General features: G+C 68.4%; 21 protein-coding genes, 1 tRNA gene and 10 pseudogenes. 13 read left to right on the forward strand and 19 right to left on the reverse strand.

The window, feature by feature from the left end; all coding sequences use genetic code 11:
* Positions 1–409: 409 nt before the first annotated feature.
* The 4 genes and pseudogenes from S1361_RS00655 to S1361_RS00670 all read left to right on the forward strand — a co-directional run bounded on the left by S1361_RS00655 (position 410) and on the right by S1361_RS00670 (position 3,918).
* The gene (locus S1361_RS00655; RefSeq protein ID WP_208029918.1) at positions 410–922 is read left to right on the forward strand and encodes a hypothetical protein; all 513 of its coding nucleotides are present in this window, start codon (positions 410–412) and stop codon (positions 920–922) included.
* An 85-nt stretch (positions 923–1,007) separates the two neighbouring features.
* A pseudogene (locus S1361_RS00660) lies at positions 1,008–1,250 on the forward strand (transposase); the annotation flags it as partial.
* 389 nt (positions 1,251–1,639) lie between these two features.
* Positions 1,640–3,052 (forward strand): M1 family metallopeptidase, encoded by a 1,413-nt coding sequence (locus tag S1361_RS00665; RefSeq protein WP_243769004.1) that lies wholly within the window; start codon positions 1,640–1,642, stop codon positions 3,050–3,052.
* 239 nt (positions 3,053–3,291) lie between these two features.
* Positions 3,292–3,918 (forward strand): transposase family protein, encoded by a 627-nt coding sequence (locus tag S1361_RS00670; RefSeq protein ID WP_243769005.1) that lies wholly within the window; start codon positions 3,292–3,294, stop codon positions 3,916–3,918.
* A gap of 134 nt (positions 3,919–4,052) precedes the next feature.
* Here S1361_RS00670 and S1361_RS00680 read toward each other — a convergent pair.
* From S1361_RS00680 to S1361_RS00695, 4 genes and pseudogenes are all read right to left on the reverse strand, one after another.
* Positions 4,053–4,521, reverse strand: a pseudogene (locus tag S1361_RS00680) (aminoglycoside phosphotransferase family protein); the annotation flags it as partial.
* Positions 4,522–4,771: 250 nt separating this feature from the next.
* Positions 4,772–4,845, reverse strand: a tRNA-Met gene (locus S1361_RS00685).
* Positions 4,846–4,890: 45 nt separating this feature from the next.
* Positions 4,891–5,094: a cold-shock protein gene (locus S1361_RS00690; RefSeq protein ID WP_208029921.1), complete on the reverse strand. Its 204-nt coding sequence runs from the start codon at positions 5,092–5,094 to the stop codon at positions 4,891–4,893.
* Positions 5,095–5,205: 111 nt separating this feature from the next.
* Entirely contained in the window at positions 5,206–5,568 is a 363-nt protein-coding gene (locus S1361_RS00695; protein ID WP_208029922.1) for a hypothetical protein, read from the reverse strand.
* A gap of 505 nt (positions 5,569–6,073) precedes the next feature.
* Here S1361_RS00695 and S1361_RS00700 point away from each other — a divergent pair.
* From S1361_RS00700 to S1361_RS00710, 3 genes are read left to right on the forward strand one after another with little or no spacing between them, the layout of a single operon-like run.
* Positions 6,074–6,259, forward strand: a complete 186-nt coding sequence (locus S1361_RS00700; protein ID WP_208029923.1) for a hypothetical protein — start codon at positions 6,074–6,076, stop codon at positions 6,257–6,259.
* An 11-nt stretch (positions 6,260–6,270) separates the two neighbouring features.
* Positions 6,271–6,801, forward strand: a complete 531-nt coding sequence (locus S1361_RS00705; protein ID WP_208029924.1) for a DUF6233 domain-containing protein — start codon at positions 6,271–6,273, stop codon at positions 6,799–6,801.
* A gap of 16 nt (positions 6,802–6,817) precedes the next feature.
* On the forward strand, positions 6,818–7,117 hold the full coding sequence (locus S1361_RS00710) for a hypothetical protein (RefSeq protein ID WP_208029925.1): 300 nt from the start codon (positions 6,818–6,820) through the stop codon (positions 7,115–7,117).
* A 229-nt stretch (positions 7,118–7,346) separates the two neighbouring features.
* Here the strand turns inward: S1361_RS00710 and S1361_RS38775 are convergent.
* From S1361_RS38775 to S1361_RS00735, 6 genes and pseudogenes are all read right to left on the reverse strand, one after another.
* Positions 7,347–7,464, reverse strand: a pseudogene (locus S1361_RS38775) (carbonic anhydrase); the annotation flags it as partial.
* A 211-nt stretch (positions 7,465–7,675) separates the two neighbouring features.
* Positions 7,676–7,879, reverse strand: coding sequence for a cold-shock protein (locus S1361_RS00715; RefSeq protein ID WP_208029926.1), 204 nt, complete (start codon positions 7,877–7,879; stop codon positions 7,676–7,678).
* A gap of 637 nt (positions 7,880–8,516) precedes the next feature.
* Positions 8,517–9,212: an alpha/beta fold hydrolase gene (locus tag S1361_RS00720; protein WP_208029927.1), complete on the reverse strand. Its 696-nt coding sequence runs from the start codon at positions 9,210–9,212 to the stop codon at positions 8,517–8,519.
* 330 nt (positions 9,213–9,542) lie between these two features.
* Positions 9,543–10,101 (reverse strand): annotated as a pseudogene (gene tpg, locus S1361_RS00725) (telomere-protecting terminal protein Tpg).
* 9 nt (positions 10,102–10,110) lie between these two features.
* A pseudogene (locus S1361_RS40150) lies at positions 10,111–10,335 on the reverse strand (telomere-associated protein Tap); the annotation flags it as partial.
* Positions 10,336–10,737: 402 nt separating this feature from the next.
* Complete coding sequence (locus S1361_RS00735) at positions 10,738–11,055, reverse strand: WhiB family transcriptional regulator (protein ID WP_208029928.1); 318 nt, start codon at positions 11,053–11,055, stop codon at positions 10,738–10,740.
* A gap of 634 nt (positions 11,056–11,689) precedes the next feature.
* Here S1361_RS00735 and S1361_RS38785 point away from each other — a divergent pair.
* Positions 11,690–11,962: a peptidase inhibitor family I36 protein gene (locus tag S1361_RS38785; protein WP_243769007.1), complete on the forward strand. Its 273-nt coding sequence runs from the start codon at positions 11,690–11,692 to the stop codon at positions 11,960–11,962.
* 464 nt (positions 11,963–12,426) lie between these two features.
* On the opposite strand, the gene S1361_RS00745 is transcribed toward S1361_RS38785, so the two are convergent.
* On the reverse strand, positions 12,427–12,597 hold the full coding sequence (locus tag S1361_RS00745; protein ID WP_208029929.1) for a hydrophobic protein: 171 nt from the start codon (positions 12,595–12,597) through the stop codon (positions 12,427–12,429).
* Positions 12,598–13,753: 1,156 nt separating this feature from the next.
* A complete protein-coding gene (locus S1361_RS00750) occupies positions 13,754–14,233 on the reverse strand; it encodes an ATP-binding protein (protein WP_208036376.1) in 480 nt (159 codons plus the stop codon).
* Between the two features lie 164 nt (positions 14,234–14,397).
* Between S1361_RS00750 and S1361_RS00755 the strand changes: the two genes are divergently transcribed.
* Positions 14,398–14,775, forward strand: a complete 378-nt coding sequence (locus S1361_RS00755) for an STAS domain-containing protein (RefSeq protein ID WP_243769008.1) — start codon at positions 14,398–14,400, stop codon at positions 14,773–14,775.
* Between the two features lie 525 nt (positions 14,776–15,300).
* Complete coding sequence (locus tag S1361_RS00760; RefSeq protein WP_208029930.1) at positions 15,301–16,611, forward strand: outer membrane protein assembly factor BamB family protein; 1,311 nt, start codon at positions 15,301–15,303, stop codon at positions 16,609–16,611.
* Positions 16,612–16,949: 338 nt separating this feature from the next.
* Here S1361_RS00760 and S1361_RS00765 read toward each other — a convergent pair whose 3' ends face one another.
* The 3 genes and pseudogenes from S1361_RS00765 to S1361_RS00775 all read right to left on the reverse strand — a co-directional run bounded on the left by S1361_RS00765 (position 16,950) and on the right by S1361_RS00775 (position 18,922).
* The gene (locus S1361_RS00765) at positions 16,950–17,171 is read right to left on the reverse strand and encodes a hypothetical protein (protein WP_208029931.1); all 222 of its coding nucleotides are present in this window, start codon (positions 17,169–17,171) and stop codon (positions 16,950–16,952) included.
* 356 nt (positions 17,172–17,527) lie between these two features.
* Positions 17,528–17,785 carry a hypothetical protein gene (locus tag S1361_RS00770; protein ID WP_208029932.1) on the reverse strand — a complete coding sequence of 86 codons (258 nt, stop codon included), beginning with the start codon at positions 17,783–17,785 and terminating at the stop codon, positions 17,528–17,530.
* A gap of 480 nt (positions 17,786–18,265) precedes the next feature.
* Positions 18,266–18,922: pseudogene (locus S1361_RS00775) on the reverse strand (MerR family transcriptional regulator).
* A gap of 222 nt (positions 18,923–19,144) precedes the next feature.
* Between S1361_RS00775 and S1361_RS00780 the strand changes: the two are divergent.
* A pseudogene (locus tag S1361_RS00780) lies at positions 19,145–20,055 on the forward strand (hypothetical protein).
* Positions 20,052–20,546, forward strand: a complete 495-nt coding sequence (locus S1361_RS00785; protein ID WP_208029933.1) for an ABA4-like family protein — start codon at positions 20,052–20,054, stop codon at positions 20,544–20,546. The pseudogene S1361_RS00780 and the gene S1361_RS00785 overlap by 4 nt, the downstream one beginning before the upstream one ends.
* Positions 20,547–20,690: 144 nt before the next feature.
* Here the strand turns inward: S1361_RS00785 and S1361_RS40155 are convergent, their stop codons facing one another.
* Together S1361_RS40155 and S1361_RS40160 are read right to left on the reverse strand one after the other, a co-directional pair.
* The gene (locus S1361_RS40155; protein ID WP_208029935.1) at positions 20,691–21,248 is read right to left on the reverse strand and encodes a transposase; all 558 of its coding nucleotides are present in this window, start codon (positions 21,246–21,248) and stop codon (positions 20,691–20,693) included.
* Positions 21,206–21,382: pseudogene (locus tag S1361_RS40160) on the reverse strand (transposase); the annotation flags it as partial. The pseudogene S1361_RS40160 and the gene S1361_RS40155, both read right to left, overlap by 43 nt.
* Here S1361_RS40160 and S1361_RS00800 point away from each other — a divergent pair.
* Positions 21,296–21,703 (forward strand): annotated as a pseudogene (locus S1361_RS00800) (transposase); the annotation flags it as partial. The pseudogenes S1361_RS40160 and S1361_RS00800 sit on opposite strands and share 87 nt — an antisense overlap.
* A 524-nt stretch (positions 21,704–22,227) precedes the next feature.
* Here S1361_RS00800 and S1361_RS00805 read toward each other — a convergent pair.
* Positions 22,228–23,033, reverse strand: a pseudogene (locus S1361_RS00805) (transposase family protein).
* A 266-nt stretch (positions 23,034–23,299) separates the two neighbouring features.
* A complete protein-coding gene (locus S1361_RS00810; protein ID WP_208029937.1) occupies positions 23,300–24,421 on the reverse strand; it encodes an FAD-dependent oxidoreductase in 1,122 nt (373 codons plus the stop codon).
* Between the last annotated feature and the right edge of the window lie 173 nt (positions 24,422–24,594).

The raw sequence follows: 24,594 nt of genomic DNA on the forward strand, positions 1-24,594 counted from the left end.
GGGGTCGTGCCTCGCTGTGCGGCGCAGCATAGGGGCGACCACTGACATCAACGCCGGTCGCTGCTGGGAGCTGGTGCACGTCTCCGCCCAGCGGCCCCGGGTTCAGTCCGCAGGTTCGGAGAGAATCGTGGTCGGGCGCGACGTTGGAACGGAGGGATCTTCCGCTGCGCCGTTGACAGTTACGGACGGTGGGCGAGTACCGAAGTGACGTGGCACACCGACTTCGACCCCGAGGGCCGTCCCCCGCCGTGCCACCGCGTCACCGTAAGAACTCGTAACACGATCTTGCTGAGGTACGCGGTGTGACCAAGCGTTTCAGTTGGCGCTCGGTCAGTTCAGGTGGCACTTTGGGCGCTGGTCTCGCACGCGATGCCGAGCCAGGGGATGGTCACTTGAAAGGGCGGATCACGTGAGCGCAAGCGAGGGACGGGAGCACTGGGAGTTGCTGCCCGGAGCCGGGGTGGGGCCACTGCGGTTTGGGCTGAGCCCGGCCGAGGTCGCCGACGCGCTCCGGCTCTCTGAGCCGCAGAAACGGGTGGGCGGTCCCTACGAGCAGGAAGATTTCGCCGACGGGGTGAAAGCGTTCTACGACGCGGGCAAGTTGGCGTGCATTGCCCTGGATGCGGTCACGGGTCCGCAGGTCTTGCTGGCGGGCTTTGCGCTGGCCGGCCACGATCCCGAGCAGGCGCACCAGTTCCTCCTTGACTACGCCGCCGAGCACGGGAGTTGCTTGTTGTACACCCTCGATGACTCCCTCGCCCTGACCGATCTGGGAGTTCTTCTGCGCTCACAGGAGGTCGGTGGCGTGCAAATGTCGCGGCCGGTCTTCGTGAGGGAGGACTGGTTGGAGTCGGAGTACTACCGCGATCGCCTTCCTTTGGAAGGCGTCCCGGCCACCGACGAATCGCCCTGGCCGTCGTAGATGTGCGTGCCGCTGCCCCAGCGGGACGGGCGTGACCGGTGTGACGATTCGGCCGTTTTGGGAGAGTGTGAGTGTTCGACCGTGGATTGTGGACGATGGCCTCTGGGCGTTGACCGAGCCGTTGCTGCCGCCCTGGCCGCAGAAGGCACCCGGTCCGAAGCCGGTGGATGACCGGTTGTGCCTGCAGGGCATCCTGTACGTGCTCTACAACGACGTCAGCTGGCAACTACTGCCACTGGAGCTGGGGTTCGGCTCCGGACAGACCTGCTGGCGCCGACTGGGCCAGTGGCACGATGCCGGCGTCTTCGAGAAGCTGCACCACATCCTTCCTGGTTGATCACATGATGCCGAGGGTGATCAGTGGACGGTTGGCGTCGCGGGTGTGGTGGCGGAGTCCAGCGGCGATGTTCGTCTGGTTGCCAAGTCGGAGAGCGCCGATGGCCAGGTTGCGCAGGGATGCCATGGCACGTGGAGCGGTGCCGGTGCGTACGCGTGAGGCGTCCTCGGCGTACGTGGTGTCCCTGACCAGGCCTCATGGAAGGGGATGAACTGCGGATGGGTTGAACCGGGATCCTTACTGTGCGCCAACGTACAGCGAACATCCCCTGCCTACCCTGGCATTTTCGCCGCCCAAGCGGAGCCGACCTCCCCTCTTCGCGCGGGCCTGTGTCGGCCGTGGGGAACCCTGTGACAAGATCCGCTGGCATGTCATCTGCCATGCCTTCGTCGCCCCCGGGCCCCTCAAGAACCGGTCGCCGTCTGCTGGTCGCCCTGCTCGCGCTGCTCGCGACAGCAGGCTCCACCGTGGCCGAGGCCGGCACGCCGTCCGGCCCGGCGCCCGGCGCCGCGGTGAGAGCGGCCGAACCCGCGACGCCCGACCGCCCCAGCTACGACGTGAAGCTGCGCGCCGACGCCGACGGCTCCCACTGGGCGGGCCGGCAGACGGTGTCCTTCCGCAACGCCTCCAGCCGGCCCCTGCGTGAGGTGTACATACGCCTGTGGGGCAATGGCGAGGACGGCTGCGGGACATCCGGAAGACCGTCCCCCGTCCGCGTCTCCCACGTGCGCGGCGGCACTCCGGGCCGCCCCGGCGTGAAGTGCACGGCGCTGCGCATCGCTCTGCCGAGGCCGCTCGCACGCGGTGAGCGGACGGCCGTCTCCTTCGACGTGGCCCTCACCGTGCCCGCACGCAACAACCGCTTCGGCCGCGAAGGCGCGTTCCGCTTCCTGGGCAACGCGCTGCCGGTCCTCGCCGTGCACGACGCGAGGGGGTGGCACCTCGATCCGTATGTGTCGTACGGCGAGAGCTTCTACACCCTGGCGAGCGACTTCCGGGTGCGCCTCGACCACCCGTCCGCCCTCAAGGTCCCGGCGACCGGCAGCACATGGACCCGCCCCGGCGGTACCGGGCGTACGGTCACCCACAGCGTCGCCAAGCGGGTGCGGGACTTCGCATGGGCGGCGGGCCCGTTCCGCACCGCGACCCAGACCTCGCCCGACGGCGTGCGCGTGAAGTCGTACTGGTCGCCGAACACGCCCGCCGCCGGTGTCCGCCTCAACCGCAAGGACGGCGTCGCCGCCATCGACCGGTTCGGCAGGGAGTTCGGCCGCTATCCGTACGGCGAGATCGACCTCGTGATGACCCCCGGGTTCGCCGGCGGCATGGAGTACCCCGGCCTGGTCATCCTCGGCACCGAGGAGGAGGGCGGCGCCACCGTCCATGAGATCGCCCATCAGTGGTGGTACGGCGTCGTGGGCAACGACGAGTACAACTCACCCTGGCTGGACGAGAGTTTCGCTCAGTACGCCAACGCGCGCTACTACCGCTGGGACGGGTTCGAGTGCTCGCCGGACGACTCCTGGCCGAGCGCCACCGCCGCGCTCACCAACTCGATGGCCTACTGGTCTACACACCGTGGCGAGTACTTCCAGGTCGTGTACGGGATCGGCCCTTGCGTCCTGGCCGACCTGGAGCACGTCCTCGGGGCCGGCACCATGGCGCGCCTGATCAAGAAGTACGCCCACGACCACTGGTACGGCGTCTCCACCACCGCCGGCTTCAAGAAGGCCGCACAGTCGATGACGCACAGGGACCTCGGCCCCTTCTGGCGGAAGCACCGCATCCGCTGAAGTCGCACTCCGCTCGCGGGTGACGGGCGTACCCCGTCGGCGCCACGATGACGGTGACCGACGGGGTACGCGTGCAGGGCGGCGTCGTTCCGGCGGTGCATCCGGGTTGATGGGGCTTCAGGAGCTGGGACAGGACTGCGGGGGCTGACGCGGAGGCAGGCACGACTTCCGGTGATCATGAGGTGTCGAGTCCCTGATCACCACGACGGAAGACCGTGCCTGCCCGCTCATCCTCGCTCATGCCGCGCCCTCTGGGCCAACTCGCCGACACCGCGCCGACCGTACCCGATGACCTCCCCGGCCTGCTGACCTGCCTGGCTCAGGTGCCCGATCCCCGCCGGGACCAGGGCCGACGCCACTCGCTCGCCTTCGTCCTCTCCCTGGCCGCGTGCGCGGTCCTGGCCGGAGCGAAGTCCCTGGCCGCGATCGCGGAGTGGGCCGCCGACGCCCCGCCCAACGTCCTGGCCCGGCTCGGTGGCCCATGCTGGGAGCCGGACCACGGCCCCGTCGCCCCGGCCGAGGCCACCGTGCGTCGTGTCCTCCAACGCATCGACGGCGACGCGCTGGAACATGCCGTCGGAAGTTGGCTCGCCGGGCGCGAACGCGCCGCCGGCCAGGAGGAGAACGACAGCGACCGGCGGCCCCTGCCCTCCCTCGCCGTGGACGGCAAGACCGTGCGCGGTGCCCGCCGCACCGACGGCACCCAGGTCCATCTGCTCGCCGCGATGACGGGGACCGTCGCCGTGTCCATTGGCCGTGCCCTCTCACCCGACCTGGCGGTGCTCGGGATGCTCATCAATGACCTCGGTCCTTGGCTCGCAGCCGAATACACAGCCGTGCATGGAGAGAAAGCCCCGCGTCCCTGACGGGCGGCCCATGCCATGACTCGGCCTTCTCAGCAGCGGTGTCATATCTCATCGACCTTTTCCCACGCAATGTCGACAACTGCTGCTGAGACTCATCGACAACCGATGCGCGTTCTCACCTACGCAGCCACCTCGGCGTCTCTGCACAACTGCTCCTCCCAGCCATCGGCTTGCTCACGCAGCCGGGGCAGGCCGGGCGGTGTGGGGATGGCCAGGCGGCGGTTGAGCCGCGCCGACCGTCACCGCCTCGTCGCCGTCCTCGACCTCCGCCAAGGTCGCCGGCTGAGCCCGCTCCAGCAGCATCGCGATCCGCTCGTCGTCGCGCTCATGCAGCAGGACAGCGCCGCACCCGCCCCACACAACGAACGCATTCGGTTCATGAACGTTGCCGGGATGCGGAAACGAGACCTCCAGCACGGCACTCTCCTCGGCCCGTCGACGTACCGGAACGGTGGCACCGACACCCCCATACATGACCTCGCCATCCGGGACACACCCCCAGCACCCAGCAACTCCACCGGGAACGGAGCTTCCTGTCTCTCGGGGTTTTCGGGGTGTCGTTCGGGCGCTGCTGCCGGCCGGGCACCGAAGGCTGTCCGACAGGGGTGGGGCTCGTGAGGCCGTGGTGCCTCGGGGGTAGTGATTTTCGCGAGGCGCGGGACGTGAACGGTCTCGATGCCGTTCTGCACAGGTGCTGAAGTGATCGTGTGTCGTTCAACTGTGCGTTGCGACAGGGTTTGGCGGGCCCGGTGCGCAAGTGATCACGACGGTCGGGCGACGGGGATGCCGAGGCCGCGGGTGCACGCCATCTCTACATGGAGAAGGCCCGGATGACCGGGCCTTCTCTGTCTCGTAGCGGGGACAGGATTTGAACCTGCGACCTCTGGGTTATGAGCCCAGCGAGCTACCGAGCTGCTCCACCCCGCGTCGGTGGTCCCACTCTACACAGGGCTCACGAGGCCAGCGAGGACGTCAGCCGAGGACGATGTTCTCGGCCTGGGGACCCTTCTGGCCCTGGGTGACGTCGAATGTGACCGTCTCGCCCTCGACCAGCTGGCGGTACCCGTTGCCGGAGATGTTCGAGTAGTGGGCGAAGACGTCCGGTCCGCCGCCGTCCTGGGCGATGAAACCGAAGCCCTTCTCGGAGTTGAACCACTTCACGGTGCCGCTGGCCATACTGCGTCCTTCGATCTCGCCGGGGTTACCGGCCGGGGTGAGTAGCGCGATCGTCCACTTTGGGATGACGCCCGGGGTCCGTTCTACCCCGGCCAGGGCTCCGTCATTCGATCATCCGTCCATGAGTCGGATTCGTCTGGTCCGGTAGCCGACGTCGCTGCGGGCAGTGGTCAACCCAGGACGACCGCGTGCGGACACTTCAGCGATTCTCGCCCGCGGGTGAACCCTGCTGCGTAGGGTGGGCGGTGCCGTCCCGGTAGTCTCCCCCGTACCACCGGGACGCCGCATTTCAGCGAGCGCGGGCTGGTGGATGCCGTCGACCAGGGCGGTGCCGGTGCGGATCTGCTCGCGCTGCTGCTCGGACCACCAGGTGAACTCCTCGAACAGTGGATCGTTGAAGAGGAACGCCGGAAGGTCGAGCGCCGTGAAAGTGAGCAGAGGCGTCCCCCGGATCCCGTGTGGCTGATTCAGCACGTCCTTCGCAGGGCGAGCGATGATGCCGTCCGCGTTGGAGGCTGTTGGGGCGCCAAGGAGAGTGGGCCGGTGCAAGCCAGTCACGCATCAGCAGGCCATCAACGCGCTCCGCCGCCAAGTGGCGCCCTGGGTGCACTGCATGCCTTGCCCAGTGGACGGCCGGCCTTGGGATCACAGGCAGCGGCTGGGCTGCGGCTGAAGTCGACAGGCATGGAGGATGGCCCCGCAGAAGTCCCGCTTGAAGAGGTTATGTGGGGCCCAGTCCCTCAGCTCACCGGGCCCGACAGGGCCAGGCATGAAGCCTGGCAGATCGGCATGGCCAGCCTAAAAACCTTCACCGCGGCCGGCGATGGCGGTCCCGCGCGGCGTGCGATCGGAGCGCGGGACCGCCGAGTCCCGGTTGTCCTGTCAGAACCGGGAACAGAAACCGTATAGAACTGCATCATTATTCGCACGTATATCAACGCGTGAGCGCGGCTTGCCCCGTGTCAATCCCGATTGATTGGTGCCCGCGCCAGGCTGGTCGGAGCAGGAGAAGAAGGAAGTGGCCGCGTTGTGGGAGAAGGAACGCGACCTCACTGCCGTGATCCTCACACACCCGTTCCGGAGCGAGGTCGCCGCACCTGAGCGGCCCGACGCCCGGTCCGAGCTCAAGCACGCCCTCGAACGCGAGGACGGCGGGAGCCAGTAGGCGGCGTAACCGTGGGGGAGACGCCGCACGAGCCGCCGCCCATCACCGTGGTCCTGCCCGACGGCCAGGAGGTCACCGGCCGCCTACAGGAGCGCCAGCAAGCCCCGGATGCCTGGCTGTACAAGGTGGCCGTCCCGGCCTGGCAGAACACGCCTGACGGCCGGGTGGAGCCCGCCTGGTACGTGGTGTGGGTGAAGGCCCCCGACCACGTGAAGCCCGTGCCCGGCGTCTCGTACGACGACGTCCCCACGACCCGGCTGCCCCCACCGTCGGCGGAGCGCGAGATCCTCGGGCCGCGCAGGCCGTCGGGCTGGGTGCTGCAGAAGCTGGAGCGCGGCCGCAGCATCATCCGTGCCGTCGACTGCGAGGAAGCACCCGCCGGGGCGCCGGTGCTGGACCTGGACAAGGCGCTCGACGCGGCGGAGCACCCCGGCACCCGGCTGTGCTCTTTGTGCAGTGCTGCGGCCGAACTCGATCCCGTGCTCAAGGGGTTCGAACATGGCTTCGGCGGTACGGAAAACGGCAGTAGGGAAGCGACGTGATCGCCACACTGGCGGGATGAGCCTGTTCCACGCCGACGCCTACGATCCCGACGACATGATGGTGCACCCTCGCCATCAGGCGATGCAGCCGGTCTTGGCCCAGCTCATTCAGCAGCTCCGCGACTGCGAGACGGTGGAGTCCGGGATCGAGTTCCAGCGGGACCTGCTCACTCGCCTGCTGGAGGTGGAGAAGGACCGCGCGGGGTTCAAGCGTGCCGCCAAACGGATGCGCAGCGGAAAGGGTCCGCACCCGGAGGCGCCGGAGCCCCAGTCGGGCCGGGACCTCGCCGACGTGGCGACCTGGCGGTTCGAGTAGGACGTATGCGACCGACTGGCCCGCCAGCTGCGCTCGGTGGGTGACGCGCTGGCCGGGCGGGTCTTCGGCTTCCACCGGCCCTGTTGGTCATCGACCAGTACGGATGTTCCCAGCAAGGACTGTCCTCGAAGCAGTTCAACGAGCGCCTTCGGCAGAACGTCGACACGGCCTTGCAACGGGCAGGGATCGCGGCCGGCCGAGCGGAAACACGCGCGAGACAGGCGCCGGCCAGCGCGGCGCACGCGGCGGCGACCGCGCCGCAGGAATTGCGGCCCAGGACCATCACCAGCGGGCAGTCCAAAATGTTCCACCCCGTACTCGATGCTGCCGCGCACCTCGGTGCCCATGGATCTCGGTGACCAGCCGGGACCCCATGGCTCGCCACGGCTGGGCCCGCTGGTTCGGCACCCTCACCGGTTCACCCTCTCGGCCAAGGAAGTCCGCCCTTCGAGAGCAAGTGAGCCCTGTTATCGGCGGGCGGGGCAAGGAGGAAGGATTACCGGTTCGCGGGCGGTGAGGATATCTTCCGGCTTCGCCAGCCTCCGGGCGTTCCCCCTGTCAGGCGGGGGTGACGTTCTCGGCCTGTGGGCCCTTGGGCCCTTGTGTGATGTCGAAGCGGACCTTCTGGCCTTCCTGCAGCTCCCGGTAGCCGGTGGTGGCGATGGCCGAGTAGTGGACGAACACGTCGGGGCCGCCGCCGTCCTGGGCGATGAAGCCGAAGCCCTTTTCCGCGTTGAACCACTTCACTGTGCCCGTGGCCATGCCGTACTCCCTGAACGAACGGGCAGCCCGGACGGCTGCGCACTGCTGTGGGGTGATCATCGCGCCTGGGGGCGGCTGGGCAAAGCGCGAAACGCTTCTTCAGCGCACCGGGTGTCCGCCCGCGCATGTGTCCATCCCCTCGCTGACCCACTTGTGGCAGGAGGGGCAGGAGCGGACCCGGCTCAGAGCGGCAAGCGGCTGCGTAAGGCGGCCTCGTGCACTGCCCTTGCGTGTGGCCTTCAGGGACACGGACAGTTTCCGCACCAGCAAGCCGGTGATGCCGGGCACCGGTTTCTCCTTTTCAGCAATGAGCGACAGCTCGCAGTCAGCAGCCCATCGCTTTCCCCGGATTTCCGATCGCACGCATGCACGCCGCGCCTGAGGAGGTCAGCCGTCTCCCGGCACTGCCACGCGGGCGGGGTGGCCCGGGCGCCTCACAGTCGTTGGGCACGGCGTCGCGTCCATGAACATCCCACCCCGTGGATACGCGAACGAGCCCCGGAACCATGTCGGTCCGGGTGTGACTGAGCAGTTCAATTGGCGAGTTGCGCGTTGGCCGGGCACCTGTCGTTGACAGACTAGACCAGCACCGCGGCCTCGCCTGCGTTTCGCGGAGTACCGGAAACCAGCTGCGCGCTCACCGCCAGGCAGTGGTGGTGGCGATGATGGCCTGGGCCAAGGCGACGGGCTGATTGCGGGCAATGAGGTGCCCGGCGCCACGGATGGGCCGGACTGTGGTGTGGGGAGCCAGGTGCAGCAACTGGTCGAGGTCCTCGTCGGTGAGCGCCGATCCGTTGTCGCCATGGATGAGCAGGAGGGGCAGGTCGAGTTCCGCGGTGACCTGCTGTAGCCGTGGGACCTGGGCGAGGATGTCCTCGACGAGCTCGGTGTGGGCGCCGAGCGGGCCGACGGAAGCGAGGAAGCGGCGGACCCTGGAGGGTTCGAGGCAGGGTACGACGTCGACCAGCACCAGCCCCGTCACCCTGGCTCGCACTGCCGGGTCCGCGAGAGCGGCGATGGCGGCGAGCCCGCCGAGTGAGGCACCGACGACCACGCTTTCCGGTGGCTCGGTGTGCACCATCGCGGCGATGTCGTCCGCGCACGCGGACAGTTTGCAAGCAGTGCCCCCGCTGTCGCCGTGGCCTCGCTGGTCGAAGGCCACACACCGGTACCCGGCATCGACGAGGACCTCGCTGACCGGTCCCCACACCTGACGGCGTTCGCCACCGGCGTGAAGGAGCAGGAAGGTCGGTCCAGCACCGACCTCCTCCCCGCGCAGAATCACATCGGGGCGAGTGATCCGCCGTAGTCGAGGGGCGGTAGGGCCGATCATGAAACTGACCCCTCCCCTCCTCCCGCCGCACGGGTCCTTGGCCAGGCCGCCAGGGCCGGCCAGTGCCCCAACGGAACCGACACTGCGTACTGCCCGCAAGGCACGTTGGAAACGATACCGCCACCTATGCAGGTGTTCACCCGAGGCGGCGCGAGCACACGCCCATCCGGTGCGGCGTCAGAGGCAGATGCCAGCAGCCCCAGCAAGATGCCAACCTGGCACATCGCAACCTGTCAACGCGCGCAAACTCAACTCGCCAACTCAACCGCTCATCCGCCAAGTGAAGGGCTCAGTCACACCGGGGCTCGCGGGCTGCTCAGAGCGCGGCTGCTACAGGTCGAATTCCAGGTGCTCGATGTCCGTGAAGTGGACCTCCTCCAGGCTGCCGGCGCGGCGGGCCGCCGTCCTGGAAGTACACCTCCTTGAGTGCGTCGGCGGCGATCTGCTGGAGCTGCTGGTCGCTGGCCCCCTGCTCCTGGGCGTCGAAGAGGCGGGCGGCGTAGCGGGGCGGCAGGGCGACGGGCAGGTGCCGGATGCGGTCCTCGTCCGTCGTGCCGATCGGTGCGACGTAGCCGAGCCGGGCGCGGGTGTCGATGACGATGCCGCCGGTGGTGGCCGCCTTCTGCCGGGCCTTGGCGCGGATCTGCGGCTGCCACCGTTTCGTCACCTCGCGCTCCAGGCACGGGGCGAGGTCCGGGCGGGGTTTTTTGATCTAATCCTTCACGTACCGCTCGACGGTGCGCTGGGAGATCCGCAGCATCTGGGCGACCGGCTTGGTGCCCTTCATCTGCTTGACCAGGTACCGCATCTGCGCACCCGCGCTCTTGGGCGCGGGGCGGGTGAGCGCCTTCTGCATCGCCTTGTCGAGGCCGTCGCCGAACGTGGCCATCGTGCTCTCCTACTCGCCGTTGTCGGCGTCGATGACGGAGCCGTCCTTGATGTACCGGGCGAGGTTGAGCTCCGGAGCGTCGAACCGCTCGCGGACCTCCTCGCCCCATAGGACGGTTTGGGTGCCCTCGTGCTTGACCAGGCCCGGGTTGATGCCGAGCTTGAAGCCGCCGGGTAGGGGCTTGCCGTCCCGGTAGGGCAGGAAGTCCAGCGGCGAGGGCCCGTTCGAGGCGTGACCACGATGGGCAGCTTGCCGTCGTGCGCCTCGCCTTGCCAATGCCGGCGGGTCAGCTCGGCCAGCTGTGCGATGACGGTGTTCGGGTTTGCGCGGGCCGACGCGGTTGAAGACGAGCGGCAGCAGCGGGTGCGGCCGGTCGCCGTAACGTCCGTCGGACACCCACCAGCGGGTGCGCCGCATCGGCCGCTCACGGCCGTCGGCGTCCTTCACCTTCCGCTGGCAGAACCGCACGTACTTGTCGATCTTCGCGGCGAGGACCTGCGCGGACTCGAAGCAGTTGTCGATCTCCACGAACAAAAGCGGCACCCCGTCCTCGGGCGCGGAGATGACGATGTCCGCCTGGGCACCGCCCCTGCCCGGGGTTGGACCACGTGCCCGTCACGGGCAGCGCCACCTCGGTCAATGAGCCGCTCTTTCAGCCCGGTCAGCCGGCCAAGCGCGGCGTGCATGCTCGGAACGGGCCGCTTCGAGCAGGCTGCGCCAGGACGCCACGGTAGGCCGCCGGCGCAGCAGGGCACGGCGTTCTCGCTCCGTCATTCCTCCCCAGATGCCATGCTCAATGCGACGGTCAAGAGCAAATGCCAGACATTCCGCGCGTACCGGGCAACCGCTGCACACGGCTTTCGCATCGTTTTGGGCTGCCCCTTCGACGAACAGTTCATCCGGGGCGCTGCTGCGGCATGCCGCGTAGGCGCCCCATTCGTCATCCGCGATCACCCGATGCCGTCCTCTTCCCCGGAGCGTGCCGCCATTTTTGCCCGTGCTTGACCGGTGATGGGGTCCAGCCGGCAGGGTGATATGTCAGAGGCGGCACGGTCATCGGTGCCATGCCGCCGCGTCGCTCCCTGCCACCCCACACCCACATGCCCAGCCGGAGACTTCCTACGCGCTCCGTGTGCTGTGACCTGCTCCAATGTTTGACGGAAGAGATGCGCGGCCTTGAGCTGCACGCAGTCGTCCGCCCAGTCCAGCAGCCGTACCGCGAGTGGCAGCACCACTGGTGCCGCAGCCCGGCGCCGGGGACGCGGCTCCATGGCACGCTCGCAGCCGTGTACCCCTCGGCCGGCCGCAGTCCCGTCGAGGTTCGGCGGCGAGGCTGACCGAGTCAACTCGCTCATCTGAATGAACATCGATGGCAACAGGATGACGAACCGCTCCGTCAGGACAGGCGGAGCCCATAGGACTTCTGCCTGCACGGCCCCGCACAGGCACCACCGCGCTGCTCGCCGCCGCCGTCCCGACCGTCCTGGCCGCCTCACTGACCTGTCTCGCGCCCGCCCACGCCACCACCACTGCAGGCACCCCCGCCGGGGCCCGGGACCAGATCGCGTGCCCGCGCGGGTTCGTCTGCATGTACCCCGACATCAACTTCAACGGCCAGCCCTACGTCAAACGCGCCGTCGACGGCTCCGTGCGGCACCTTCCCGACTACCTCCGCGGCAAGGGCAGCTCCATCATCAACAACAGCAGCCGCACCGCACGCATCTATCAGAAGGACAACTACTTCGGCCGGCACGTCTGCATCGGACGAGAAGGCGGCACCATCAGCGACCTGCGGTCCTACCAGCTCAACGACACCACTCACAGCCTGCGCAACAACGACACCCCATGCGGCGCCTCTTGACCGCTCGAGTCATCCCAGGGGGATCGGCCGGGGGCTGCCGCCCCCGCGGGCTGTGTGCGCCGCGACTCAGGGATGGTCATGAGTCCGCAGCTCGCGCCCCGTGCTGTCCCGTGCGGGTGGTGGTTGAGCGGGGCGGCTTCTGCCCTGGGTGCGGCTCCTTCTGTCCGAGTTCGCCGCAGCGGTCGTGACAGCCCAATCGGTGAGTGTGAGCCGCGGGGCCTGGCCACCCGACCGAACCGTATGCAAGCGCGATACGCACCGACCCCGCAGACAGGAGGAGCAGGGTTCCACTGCTGAGTCTGCGGGGCCGGTGTATACCTCACGTACCCTGCGGTGCGTCCGATAAGCCCGATCCCTCCCGACCGCCGCAAGGGGCGTCTCTTTCACGCCAGTGGGCCCGGCCGTGTCGGCCGGGCCCACTCCATTGCTCAGGCCTAGGGCGCGCTGCGCCGGGTGTCTTTCGTCTACCAGCGGTACCAGCGGCCCTTGCGGCCGCCGCTGTCCGCGGTCCGGACGACGAAGCCGAGCACCCACACGATGAGCACGATCACTGCGATCCACCACAGTGCCTTCAGCGCGAAGCCCGCGCCGAAGAGGATCAGAGCCAGCAGAAGAACCAGAAGCAGGGGAACCATCGTTATCAACCTCCTGGCCACCGGATGCCCTTACTTCAGCCCTACAAGCACACAAATTATGAGTTACTTCCAAGGAATGAGGGGCATGTGCGCGCCGTACGCTGTGGACGGTTCCCCCTGCCTCGCACCTCACGCACCGCTGACACACAGCGCGCACTACTGCAAGCGATGCCGTGGCCTGACATTTGCCGAGACCCCTACGGGGTCGCTCGTACAGCCGACACCCGAGGCGCCGCCGTCCCGGACAACGTGGATCCAGCCCGAGAACGGACTGCTCTTGGAAACGAGGCCGTCTATCGGGGCAGTGGCTGCCACATGCCGGTGCTGACCCGGGCCAGGATGACGGTGGCGAACTGCTCGCGGGCGGCGAGGGCGAAGCCGCCAGTGATGGTGAATCCGTCATAGATCACGTGGAAAACAAGCCCCGCGCCCCTCGTACAGAACGGCCTCCAAGGGCGGCGACGCCAGTGACTTCTCGAGGTCCTCCTTCTGCCAGTAGCGGGCAAGCTGCCCGCAGCGCGTCGTCGGCCCGGTCGATCACGCCCATCAGCCGCAGCACGTGGTTGAGGTCGGCGCTGGTGCTGATGGTCAACGCCACCTCCGCCGCCCGCGACGCGGCACTCGTCAAGAACGGCCGAGAGTCGCCACGGGCATTTGCGAACCAGCGCGCAGTTTCCGACGGGTCGGTCGATTGACAGTGGGTATGCCGCCAACTACTCACCCCCCGGGGGGCGTAGAGCGTCACGTGCTGGCTGGTCACTTCGTCGGTCGGGAGGGTAGGTTCCTGTCCGGCCGGTGATCACCGGCCCTAGATCACATGCCGGGCCGCGCGAAGCGGTGGAAGCGACCGCGCCGCCGCCGATGTGCTCTGCGGCCGGCAGAACGGGGAGTCGCGCGTCTGCCTCATCAGTACGGAGGATTAGGCCGGTGAGCACGCGCGACAGCCGGGCCATGGTGGCGCTGACTGTCTCCTGCGCCGAGTTGACCGGCCTGGACCGGAGGGCAAACCTCCGCAAGGTGCTGGGACCAGGCTCACCGATCCCGACCTGGTGAGCCCGCTGCTGCCTGTCGATGCGTTGCTGCACAGCCCGCTACCGGTCCTGCCGCCCTCGCCCGCCATGCACGTCCCGCCTGAAGAGGGGGCCGTGGGGCCGGGTTACAGGGGCTGGCGTCCGTGCAGGGCGTCGCCGGGGTCGTCGGCCAGGGCGAGACGGGATGTGACGCGTTTGCCGACCGGCTCGCGCTGCGCTGCGAAGCCCTGGGAGACGGCCATAACGATCTCCAGGCCGTGCTGTCCGACCCGGTCGGCGTCCGTGGCCCGGGCGATCGGAAGGACCGGATCGGAGTCCCACACCGCGACCTCCACCACGCCCCCGGTGACCTGCAGGTCCAGCAGTACCGGACCGGGGGCGTACTTGCGGGCGTTGGTGACCAGTTCGCTGACCACCAGCTGGGTGAGCTCGAGGGCGCGCTGGGAGACGGGCAGGCCGTGCTCGGCCTGGACGCGGGTGAGGAAACCGGCGGCGATGTGGCGGGCCCGGGCGATGTCCTCGCCGTCGCCGACCAGAGCAGCGCTGGCCTGAAGGACTGGCCTGCCCGGCGCTGCGCCGCCTGCCGGCGCCGGGTCTGATTCCATCACGATGGCCATTCGCTCTCCGTTCGCAAAGTCTCCGCGCGGCTACCCGCGCAGCTGCGGATGACGCCATGCCTTTGGTTTCGGATCGGCCACAGATCGGAGCCGCTCGTGCCTTGTCAGGGCGGCACTGCGCGCGAGGCGCCGAGTGTGCCAGGATCGCCCGCATGTCTGAGGCAGAGATGACCGGCACCGAACAAGCTGGGCCGAGCGTTCAGCTGTCGGTCGTGACCACCGCTACCGACGGCATCCGCGTGCTGACCCTGGCTGGAGAGATCGACCACCACACTGGCGACACCCTCCGCCAAGCCCTGGACGCCGCCGGCACTCCCCGTCCCCGCATCGTGGTCGACATGCGCCAGGTCACCTTCATGGACTCCAGCGGCATCAACATCCTCCTCGTCGCCCACCGCGCCCTGAGCGAGGCCGGCGGCTGGCTACGCCTGGCCGCTGTCGGCGAGGCCGTGATGCGCACCATCAGCATCGTCGGCGTCGACGCCGTCATCGACTGCCGCGACACCCTCCGCCAGGCCCTCACGAACTGAGCGACGACCGGCCCTCGGCAGCGACCATGCGCCGACGTTCCGGCCTCGCCGCACTGAAGCACCAGGCCGCGGAGAAGGGCTGGCCCCCGCTGACCTGGAACAGGGCCACGGGCTACCAGCCCGGAACCGAGCGAGACGTGCTGGAGACATACAACGGGCCGTCACCAGGGAGAAGCTGACCGACTTCCGCCGGTTCATCACCTGCACCGTCGCCCCGCAGCCGCCGCCCGACCACCCTCATGACCCGCCGCCTTGCCCGGGAAGGCGCCACCCCCAGCTGACCGAAGAAACCAGCGTCGGCTGAAGGCTGGCCGCCTCTGTCCCCCACTCCTCCTCTTCCTCCGAGTCGCCTCTGAGCCGGCCGGCGAGACCCCGGCGTCGGGACCGGCGGCGATGCTCACTGCATCGTAGGTACGACCATCCACAGGCATGCGGCATGCCACCTGGCGGATGGCGAGCGGAACTGTAAGCCCTCGCAGTAGGGTCCTCTCTCGGCAAGAGATGATCACGAGGAAGGCAACGGGGATGAGTCTTGGCGGCGTGCGCAACACACGCTTCACACGAAGGACTGCGACCGCGGCAGTCGTCATATCACTGTTCGCGGGAACCAGCGCTTGCGGAGGCGGCACACAGCCGCACCCGCAGGGTTCCGCCAACACCCAGCACCAGCAGCAGCAGCAGCAGCAGCACAAGGCATACGATCCGGCGACGAAGTTCGCGTCGAATGGGGCGCCGCTGCCCGAAGCAGTACTGCTGGATGTGCAGGACAGCACCACGAAAACCATCGCTCCCCCGCACGTCTCGCTGCTGGGGAACGTGGCATGGGCCGCGACGTCGCAGGGGCTTCTGGCCATCGACGCCGAGACGGGAAAGACGCGGGCGACATTCAAACCCCAGGGGCAGTCGACTGAGTATTACAACGGGATTGGCAATACTCGTGTCGACATAGTGGCGCCGCAGGTCGTCAAGGTGAGCGGCCACAACCTGGTCACGCAGAGCTTCGGTGTCACCGTCCCTGGTAAGGGGACCACGCCCGCCCATAGCGCGATCGAGGTCGTGGCGGCCGACGCGGACTCTGTACGGCTGACTTGGCGGCATGTGGTGGAGCTGCCCAAGGAATTCGCGGACTCCTCAGAGTCCTCGTTCAAGACCGCTGTGATGGGCGTCGACGGCACGACCGCCGTGGTGAGCGTGAAAGACGGAGACCAGGTGGGTGTCGTGGCGATCGACCTCGCCGCGGGCAAGGCGGTCTGGGGGGACCCGCACCTCAAACCAGTGGAGGTCACCGCCGGTCGGGTCATCGGCCTGAGGTCGACGGGCTCCTGGTCACCTGAGAGTCTCCAGGCGCGGGCCGTACGGGACGGCTCTACGGCTTGGTCGAAGGCGACAGAATCCGGGACCGCTGTGGCCGCCGGGCCCGGACTGCTCCTGGTGCAGGGGCTGAAGGCAAAGCCCTTCGGTAACGTCACCGCCGTCGTGCCCGCCTCCGGCAAGGAGTTGGGCTTCAAGGTCCCGTCTGGCCACGGCGTTCCCGGCCAGTGCCAGTTCGACCAGCAGTCTGTTGTGGTCTGCGCGAGCGGTGACTCGGAGGCCTTCGCTATGGACTCGCATACCGGGAAGGTGCTGTGGGCACTGCCGGACAGCTCGGGGCGGGTGGCGCCCCGGGTGACCGGTGCCTGGCGCGGGTTGGTCTACGGCCAGACGGAGCAAAACGGTCCCGTGGTCCTGGACGCCCGTACCGGCAAGGACAAGGTGACCTCACCTGGCGCGGCACCGTACTGGACCGACGGCCGTTACGCCGTCACCGACAAGGCGATCGTCCCGGTCCAGGGCTGATCTCCGCTTCATTCCCGGCCACGTCACCGCACGAGGATGCGCCCTGATCTCTTGTCGAGGTCGGGGTGCTGCGTGTGCTGCTCCACGGCCCCGCCCACGTCCGCCGTTCGGACTCGTCAAACCCAGTCGGCTTCGCTCATCGGCGGCCCGCCCCGGGTGATCCCGGGGTCCCCGCGGTCTTCGCCCGGCCGCCCAGGGCACTATGCATCACGTGAGGCGCATGCGGGGCCGACCGCCGGACCACGGGCGCCTCACAGTGAGCCGCTCCGACCCGCCATGAGGCAGGGCAGAGGGCGGCGTAAAGCCGAACGGCGGCTCCCGGTAGGGCAGGACGGCCGTCAGTCCTTGGCGCTGGCCATGCCGAGGAAGATTCCGACCAGCAGTGCGACGCTGCCAGTGGCCATCACGGCCCACATCCCGGTCTGCGTCGCGGTGAACGTCGAGGTCATGCCCGCCTGCGCCGCCGCCTGCGTGGACTGCGCCCCGGCCAAGGTCGCCTCCTGGACGGCCAACCCCGTCTCCAGCTTCTGGATCTTGCTCTCCAGCTCCGGCTGTTCCATCGTGCCCTTCCTCCCTGAACGGCGTGCCGGCCTGATTCCGGCATCACCGTCCATCGGTTCCCCACCTCGCTTCACAGCCCCGGTGGCTGCCTGCGGTGCACCCGTTTGCCGACGACGGCCGCCCCCGCCGAGGACCTCGGCCCCGGGGAGTGCCATGATCTGGGGTTGGCACTGAGAGTTGGTCATGGGCGTGAGCTGAGGTCTCGGCGTGCTCCCCTACTCGGTGTCGTGTGATTGCGCTGCCCGCGCGGCGTTGACGGCCGCGCCCACATCGTCATGGCACGCCGGCAGCGTCTTGCCGCTTGCCAGGACGCGCAGGCGCTCGGGGGCGCCGGCCAGATACAGACAGCCGCCGATCACATCAAGGCTAGCTGCCGCGCCGGCTGCAAGTCCGCCTCGTCACAGGCTTCCAAGGCGGTCAGGTCCACTATCAGCACGCTCAGGTCGAGCGAGAGGCACTCGGTGATCACGCTGCGCAGGCGCCAGCCCGTGGTGTGGTTCGGGCGACCGGAGACGGTGATGACGGCCAGCTGTCCCTCGACCTTGGTGACCTCGGCGTTCACCGTGCCGTCCTCGCCGCCGGCAGCTACATGATCAGGAATGAGGCTGATCACGCGGCGGATCTTCCGGACAGCCGCCACACCTCCCGCGCCTCGGCGTGGCTCACGCCGAAGCAGACCCCCGGCACGCGGCGGAAGATAGCCCCACACCGCTCATCGGATCTTTCCCCGAGCCCCAGCAGCCGAGTGGATCACTGTGCTCGGCGGACAAGATCCTCCCTTAGCGTCAACGGCTGTTCCATTGTTTCAAGCGCCGCCATTGCATCGGACGTGAACTCGCGACGGTCTGCGATGCGGGCGTCCGACGCCTACCGCCAGGCCCTGGGCCTCAGCGGAACCAGCGCAGGGAGGCAGCCGGTGGTGCAGTACCCGGTGGCCGAACCGTTCCCCCCGTCGGTGTCGTACGGCGGTGACGGTTGGCTTCAGACGGCGTCGAACCGGGCGACGGGCTGCCGGAGTTCGCGGGCGTTGCGAGGTGAGACGGCCTGCATCACGGTGTTCAGGAGGGCAACGTCATCTCCATCTGTGGCCGGATCACCCCGTCTTCCGTTCCGGCGGCATCTCGTCCGTTCCGTAGAGCTTCGCCGAGGCGTCCACGTGGGCGAGCCTGCGCAACGCGTTGAACACCGCCTCGCCCAGTACGGTTCCGATCACGACGCTCTCCACCATGTCCTAGACCGCCACCCGCCGGTCCACGTACGTGAGGTCGGCGCGGGCGACCTGCTCGGCGGCGTCGGCGTAGGCGTCGAGTACCTCCACGAACGCCCCGTGTCCCAACCGGGCCATCGCGGCCAGGGCCTTGGCCAGGTCGGCCGCGGCGGGGTTCGTCTCGTGCGTCCGCCAGCCACGCCGTGAGACGAGGTCGGCGACGACTGCGTGTGCGGCGGACGACTCGGTGTCGTCGTGCTCGGTGTACGCGGGGCCGAGGCGGCTCGCGGCGGCGCCGAGCACTTTGTGCAGCGGACGCGCCGGATCGTCCATCGCGTTCAGTACGTCCGCGATCTCGGCCACCTTCATGCCCCCCACGTCGAGCAGGGCCCGGATGAGGTGCAGTCGGCGCTCGTGCGCCTCGCCGTAGCTCGCCTGGTTCGGGCTGGTCAGCTTGCCCGGACGCAGCAGACCCTCACGGACGTAGTACTTGATCGTCGGCACCGGAACTCCGGTCTTCCGGCTCAACTCTCCGATACGCACTGCCGGTTCGCTCCTCGCCCTTAGCCCCTGCCCAACACGCCGGCCCTTGCCGACTTCATCCCCATGATGGATAGTGGAACTATCAGATAGCGGATAGTTCCGCTATCCATAGCGGGAGGGACTATGTCTTCGTTACGTCCGTCTTGGCGGCCTGCGTCGTCCTGGTGGTATTCGGCTCAACGGCGTCCGTGGCACCGACCGTTGGTGCTGTTCTCGGCGGCGATGGTGGTGATGGCGGTCATGTCCGCCGTGGGACTCGTCGTCGATGACCGCGTCCTTGTGGGTGCGCCGATCTGGTTCAAGCCGTTCAAGTTCGCTGTGTCGTTCGTGGCGTACTGCCTGTCGCTGGCCTGGATGCTGTCGCTGCTCCCCGCGGCCGGCGCGTGGGCTGGTGGGCGGGTACGGTCGTCGCGCTGGCGAGTCTCGTCGAGATGGTGATCATCACCGGGCAGGTGATACGCGGCAAACGTAGCCACTTCAACCACGAAACACCTTTGGACGAAGCACTGTTCCAAGTGATGGCCGTCACGGTCGTCATCCTGTGGCTCGGCACACTCGCCGTCGCCGTGCTGCTGCTCCGCGCTCGCATCGCCGACCGTGCGTCCGCCTGGGCGATGCGCTGCGGCATCCTCCTGGCGCTGGCCGGTGCCGCCGTAGGATTCCTGATGACGCGGCCCGCGCCTGGGCAGCGGCGCGGGGTCTCCAAGGTGATCGGCGCACACAGCGTAGGCGTGCCGGACGGGGGTCCTTCCATGCCGCTGACCGGCTGGTCCACGACCGGCGGGGATCTGCGGATCCCGCACTTCGTCGGTATGCACGCGCTGCAACTCCTGCCGCTGCTGGTCATGGCACTGACCGCTCTCGCACCACGCTTCGCCCGCCTCGCCGACGACCGGGTGCGGCTGCGGCTGGTGCTGCTCGCCTCGGGAGCGTACGGGGCTGTCTTCGCTCTGGTGCTCGGGCAGGCGCTGCGGGGCCAGCCGCTGACCCACCCGGACGGCGTGACACTGGGGGTGGCCGGCCTGATCCTGGTGAGCGTCGTTCTGGGGGCGTACGGGTCCCTGCGCGGTCCGACTCCCCATGCGGGCCGGGTGGCTGACGATGCCGGCACTTCGAAGGAGGTCACGGCGTGACCGGATTCCTCTTCGAACTCTCCTTCTGGCTGGCCGCACCCGTCTGGCTGCTGATGATCTTCGTCCCCGCCTGGGGTCCGACTGCCCGCATCGCCGCCTCACCGATGACCGTGGTGCCCGTACTGCTCGTCTACCTCGCGCTCGCGATCCCGGTGCTCCCCGAACTATGGACCGCGGTCAGCAGCCCGGACCTCGATACCTTCCGTGAACTGACCGCCCTCGCGGACGGCGCGGGAGCCATCTGGGCGCAGGTCATCGCCTGGGACCTTCTCATCGGGCAGTGGATGTACCGGGAGGCCAGGAGGCTGCAGATCTCCGCCCTGCTCATGGGGCCCCTGCTGGTCCTCACGATCCTGCTGTCGCCCTTCGGGTTGCTGGTGTTCCTGGGGGTACGCGCGGTGAGGTCGCGGCGTTCGGCCCACGACGCCCTCACGGCCGGGTCGACTCCGAGACCCCGAATGCCGTCCCCTTCGGCCCGGTCACGGCACTAGGGTCCGTCTTCTAACAGATCTTGCCCACAGCAGGAATGACGCGAGCGTGACCGCCGCTTCGGAGGAGGTGGCGGTCTTCTCGTCTCTGGTGGCGATGCCGCGGAAGCCTTTGAGCCGATTGAAGCAGCGCTCAATCATGTTGCGTCAGCGGTAGATTTTCCGGTCGGATCCCGGCGGCCTGCCGCCGTGGCGGCCGCGGTTGTGCCGGTGTCGGCGCTGGTCGGTCTTCTCGGAGATGACATGCCCGAGGCCACGTTTACGCAGGTAGGCGCGGAAGCCGCGGGAGCTGTAGGCCTTGTCTGCAACGACCTGGTCGGGCTTACAGCGCGGTCGGCCCAGGCCGATGCGGGGGACGCGGATCCGTTCCAGCAGGGGGCGTGCGCAGATGCTGTCGTGGCGCTGACCTGGTGTCACGAGGATCGCGAGCGGGCGGCCCTTGCCTTCGCATGCGAGGTGGATTTTGGAGGTCAGTCCGCCTCGGGACCGGCCGAGGGCGTGATCCTCCGGTTCGTCCGAGCGGTGGTTCCCCCATTTCGGCCGGTGGCGGCGGCGTGCTGGTGCGCACGGACGATGGTGGAGTCTATCCGGACCAGCCAGTCGATGTCGCCGGCTGTGCCGGCTTGGGCCTGGATCTGTTGTAAGGGTCGGATGAACACACCGTCCAGGGCATACCGGCGGAAGCGGGTATACACCCTCTTCCACGGGCCGTAACGGGCCGGCAGGTCGCGCCAGGAGATCCCCGCAGGCACACGAGCCTGGTCCTGGACGTGGTCGAGCAAGCCCTGTGGAAGCGCGGCTACCGGCCGAATGACCAGGTCACCGGGCTGGTGCACCACTCGGACTCGGGCAGCCAGTACACCTCGATCGCCTTCACCGAGCGCCTGGCTCAGGCCGGCATCGCCCCCTCGATCGGCAGCGTCGCCGATGCCTACGACAACGCCCTCGCCGAGTCCGTCATCGGCCTGTTCAAGACCGAGCTGATCAACCGCCGCGGGCCGTGGAAGACCTTCGCGGACGTCGAGTTCGCCACCGCCGAGTGGATCGACTGGTACAACCACCGCCGACTCCACGGGGCTCTCGGCCACATATCACCAGCCGAGTACGAAACCGCCTACCATCACCAGCACACCCACGCCAACGAACCTGTCAGCGCGTGACATCCCAGCTCTCTACCGAACCCGGAACGGTTCATCTGGCTGAGGCCAACGCCGCTTGCTTGTGACGGCCCCGCCTTGGTCGTACGGCCCATCGACCCCGCTCAGCGCATTCCGTCACCCGACGAGCAAACATTTCGTCGGTTCCTCTTGTATAAGCAGGGTGGTCGGCATGGCAGACGTTGAGGAGCGGCACGCTGCGCGGGCGCTGGCCGCGCAGGCCCAGAGTGTGGCGTGGGTGGCAGACCGTACGCCCTGGCAACGGACCTTACGCGCGATCAGCGGTGGCAGATGGGGTCGACAGCCCTCCGGCTGGCTGGATGCACCCTGACAGGACACTCCCTCCTCGGAGCGGCCCGGCTGGCGGGAGCGGGCGGCGAACCTCGCCGGCGATGTCGCCTTCGCAGTCGACTACACCGTGTGTGCCGCCCGCGGGTTCGGGTGGGTCCAGTGGCCCTACACCATGGAGAAGTACCAGCGGTGCGGGCCGGCCACCGCGGGCGCTGAAAGGGCTCACTGAACCTCTTTCATCCTGAAGAGCCGCAAGTCAGTAGCACGTGGATGGCTTGGACGGTGCGGCTGACGCGGCGGGTGGAGGCTCGTGCTCTGCGCATGATGCGCCAGGACTTGAGTCGGGCGAAGGCGCGTTCACCGGGGGCTCGGAGTCGAGCGTGGTCGCGGTTGAACTGCTGGTAGTGCTCGGGCTGTTCGCTGTGGTGCTAGTACGGGGTGCGGAAGGTGGCGCCGGCGCCTTGGTAAGCGCGGTCCGCCAGCACAAGGATCTGTCGGGTCAGGCAGGCCTGGACGATGCCGTGGGCACGGGCCGAGGTCAGGTCATCTGTGCGGCCGGGTATCGCACGGGAGAACCACAGGGGTGTGCCGTCCGGGCGGGCGATGACCTGCACGTTCATGCCGTGCTTCTTGTGTTTCTGCGAGTAGTACGGCTGATCGGCGCGGACGCGGTCGGTGGGGATCAGTGGCCGTCAACGATGACGTGGTCGCCCTCACCGAGGCCGGTGAGGGCTTCGTGGAGGCCTGGGGCCCAGGAAGCCAGCACCTCCAGGGCCTCGTCCACGTAGCGCCAGGCGGTGGCCTGCGATATCGCGAACCCGGCGCCGAGCCGGGCGAACGTCTCGTTCTTGCGCAGGTGGACCAGCGTGAGCAGTGCCTGGTCGAAGCAGCCGAGCTTCCGCCAGCGGGTGTTGCGTGCGCGGCGGTGCTCGTGCAGCAGCCAGGCAACATGCTCGACGAGCTCATGCGGGACGTCGAGCGTGGCAGGATACGGAACCAACAGGGCCCCTTCGGTCGCCGGTGTGCTGAGTGGAATCACCACGCCGACGACGAGGGTCCCTGCCTCGTCACCACGCCCGTTGACCAGCCCATTTCACCCGCCAGCACAGGATGAAAGAGGTTCACTGATCGCTTCACTTGGCGGGATAGCGCTTGGTTGGCGGGCTCTCAGAGTCATAGCCCAGCGCTGATGAGGATTCCTGAATTTCCCCACCCTCTATCAGCGCCGTTCCGCGGACCTGCTCTTCAACCTCACCCTGGGTCGTGGCTGATGTCGGTGAGGAGGGCATCAGTTTGGGCTTGAGTGGGTCATTGGCCCTTCTCGGTGAACATGTTGATCAGGCTGCGGGCTGTGTTGTCGGCGGAGTCGATCCCGGGCATCTCGTCGGTGACGGTCTCGGCGCCGCGCAGGAACATGGTGTGCTCGTACTCGGTGAGCGCCGTCTCGATGTCGTCGGGGTGCGCGGCGAGGGCTTCACCGAGTTCGGCGCCGTCGAGCATGGCCAGGTTGGCGCCCTCGCCGTTGGGAGCCGCGAGGTGGGCGGCGTCGCCGAGCAGGGTCACCCCGGGCACCCGGTTCCACCGGTGGCCGGTCGGCAGAGCGTAGAGGGGGCGCCAAACCGGTGCGGTGTCGCTGTCGGTGATCAGTGCGGTGAGCTCCGGTGCCCAGCCGTCGAATTCCTGCGCGATCCGCGCGGTGGCCGTGGCGGCATCGGCGAAATCGATGGCGGCGAACCAGTCCTGCGGCTCGGACAGCCCCACGTAGGCGTGCAGGGTGTCGTCCTTTTCCCGATGAGCGAAGATCTCCCTGCCCGGCGAGGGAGCGATCAGCATCCCGCCGCCGACCGCCTTCGCGGCGGCCGGGTGCCGTGTGCCGGCGTCGAACAGGTAGGTCTCGACGACCGAAGTGCCGGTGTATTCGGGTGTGGCGGTGGACAGCAGCGGCCGGACCCGTGACCACGCGCCGTCCGCGCCGACCAGCAGGCTGGTGACGACGGTGGTGCCATCGGCGAACGTCACCTCGTGGCGCCCCTCGCCGAGGGCACGGGTGCGGCTGACCTTGTGCCCCCACCGCACGGCGCCTGCCGGGAGCGAGTCGAGCAGGACCTGTCGCAGGTCGCCGCGCTGCACCTCGGGGCGCCCGCCCGTGCCGTCGTCGGCTTGGTCGAGCAGGACAGTCCCGTCCGGATCGAGGACCCGCAGCGCCTGGCGGCCCTCCAGAACGATGGCATGGAACTCCTCCATCAGCCCGGCCGCCTTGAGTGCGAGCTGCCCGTTGTAGTCATGGATGTCGAGCAGTCCGCCCTGCGCGCGCGCCGAGGGAGAGGACTCCGCCTCGTAGACCGTGACCGGGATTCCGTGAACGTGCAGGATGCGGGCCAGTGTGAGTCCGCCGAGTCCGGCGCCGACGATCGTGACTGGGGTGTGCATGGTGGCTCCTTCTGGATCGGGCCGCCCGGTGAGCTCCGGCCGTCCCTGGAAAGGTGCCAGCCCCCGCCGACGGACCACCGACACCCGACCGACAGCCCCCGACAGTGCTCCGACATGGCACCGACACCGCCGATCAGATGGCTGTCAGGTCGACACGTCCCCCTGGTCGAGCC

Source organism: Streptomyces cyanogenus (assembly GCF_017526105.1).
Taxonomy (GTDB): domain Bacteria; phylum Actinomycetota; class Actinomycetes; order Streptomycetales; family Streptomycetaceae; genus Streptomyces; species Streptomyces cyanogenus.

Bases quoted from the DNA above. Each gene is read 5' to 3' on its own strand.
- S1361_RS00665 (WP_243769004.1), top strand. From the start codon at position 1,640: ATGCCTTCGTCGCCCCCGGGCCCCTCAAGAACCGGTCGCCGTCTGCTG.
- S1361_RS00670 (WP_243769005.1), top strand. From the start codon at position 3,292: ATGCCGCGCCCTCTGGGCCAACTCGCCGACACCGCGCCGACCGTACCC.
- S1361_RS00690 (WP_208029921.1), bottom strand. From the start codon at position 5,094: ATGGCCAGCGGCACCGTGAAGTGGTTCAACTCCGAGAAGGGCTTCGGT.
- S1361_RS00710 (WP_208029925.1), top strand. From the start codon at position 6,818: ATGAGCCTGTTCCACGCCGACGCCTACGATCCCGACGACATGATGGTG.
- S1361_RS00715 (WP_208029926.1), bottom strand. From the start codon at position 7,879: ATGGCCACGGGCACAGTGAAGTGGTTCAACGCGGAAAAGGGCTTCGGC.
- S1361_RS00720 (WP_208029927.1), bottom strand. From the start codon at position 9,212: ATGATCGGCCCTACCGCCCCTCGACTACGGCGGATCACTCGCCCCGAT.
- S1361_RS38785 (WP_243769007.1), top strand. From the start codon at position 11,690: ATGTACCCCGACATCAACTTCAACGGCCAGCCCTACGTCAAACGCGCC.
- S1361_RS00745 (WP_208029929.1), bottom strand. From the start codon at position 12,597: ATGGTTCCCCTGCTTCTGGTTCTTCTGCTGGCTCTGATCCTCTTCGGC.
- S1361_RS00750 (WP_208036376.1), bottom strand. From the start codon at position 14,233: ATGGAATCAGACCCGGCGCCGGCAGGCGGCGCAGCGCCGGGCAGGCCA.
- S1361_RS00755 (WP_243769008.1), top strand. From the start codon at position 14,398: ATGTCTGAGGCAGAGATGACCGGCACCGAACAAGCTGGGCCGAGCGTT.
- S1361_RS00760 (WP_208029930.1), top strand. From the start codon at position 15,301: ATGAGTCTTGGCGGCGTGCGCAACACACGCTTCACACGAAGGACTGCG.
- S1361_RS00765 (WP_208029931.1), bottom strand. From the start codon at position 17,171: ATGGAACAGCCGGAGCTGGAGAGCAAGATCCAGAAGCTGGAGACGGGG.
- S1361_RS00810 (WP_208029937.1), bottom strand. From the start codon at position 24,421: ATGCACACCCCAGTCACGATCGTCGGCGCCGGACTCGGCGGACTCACA.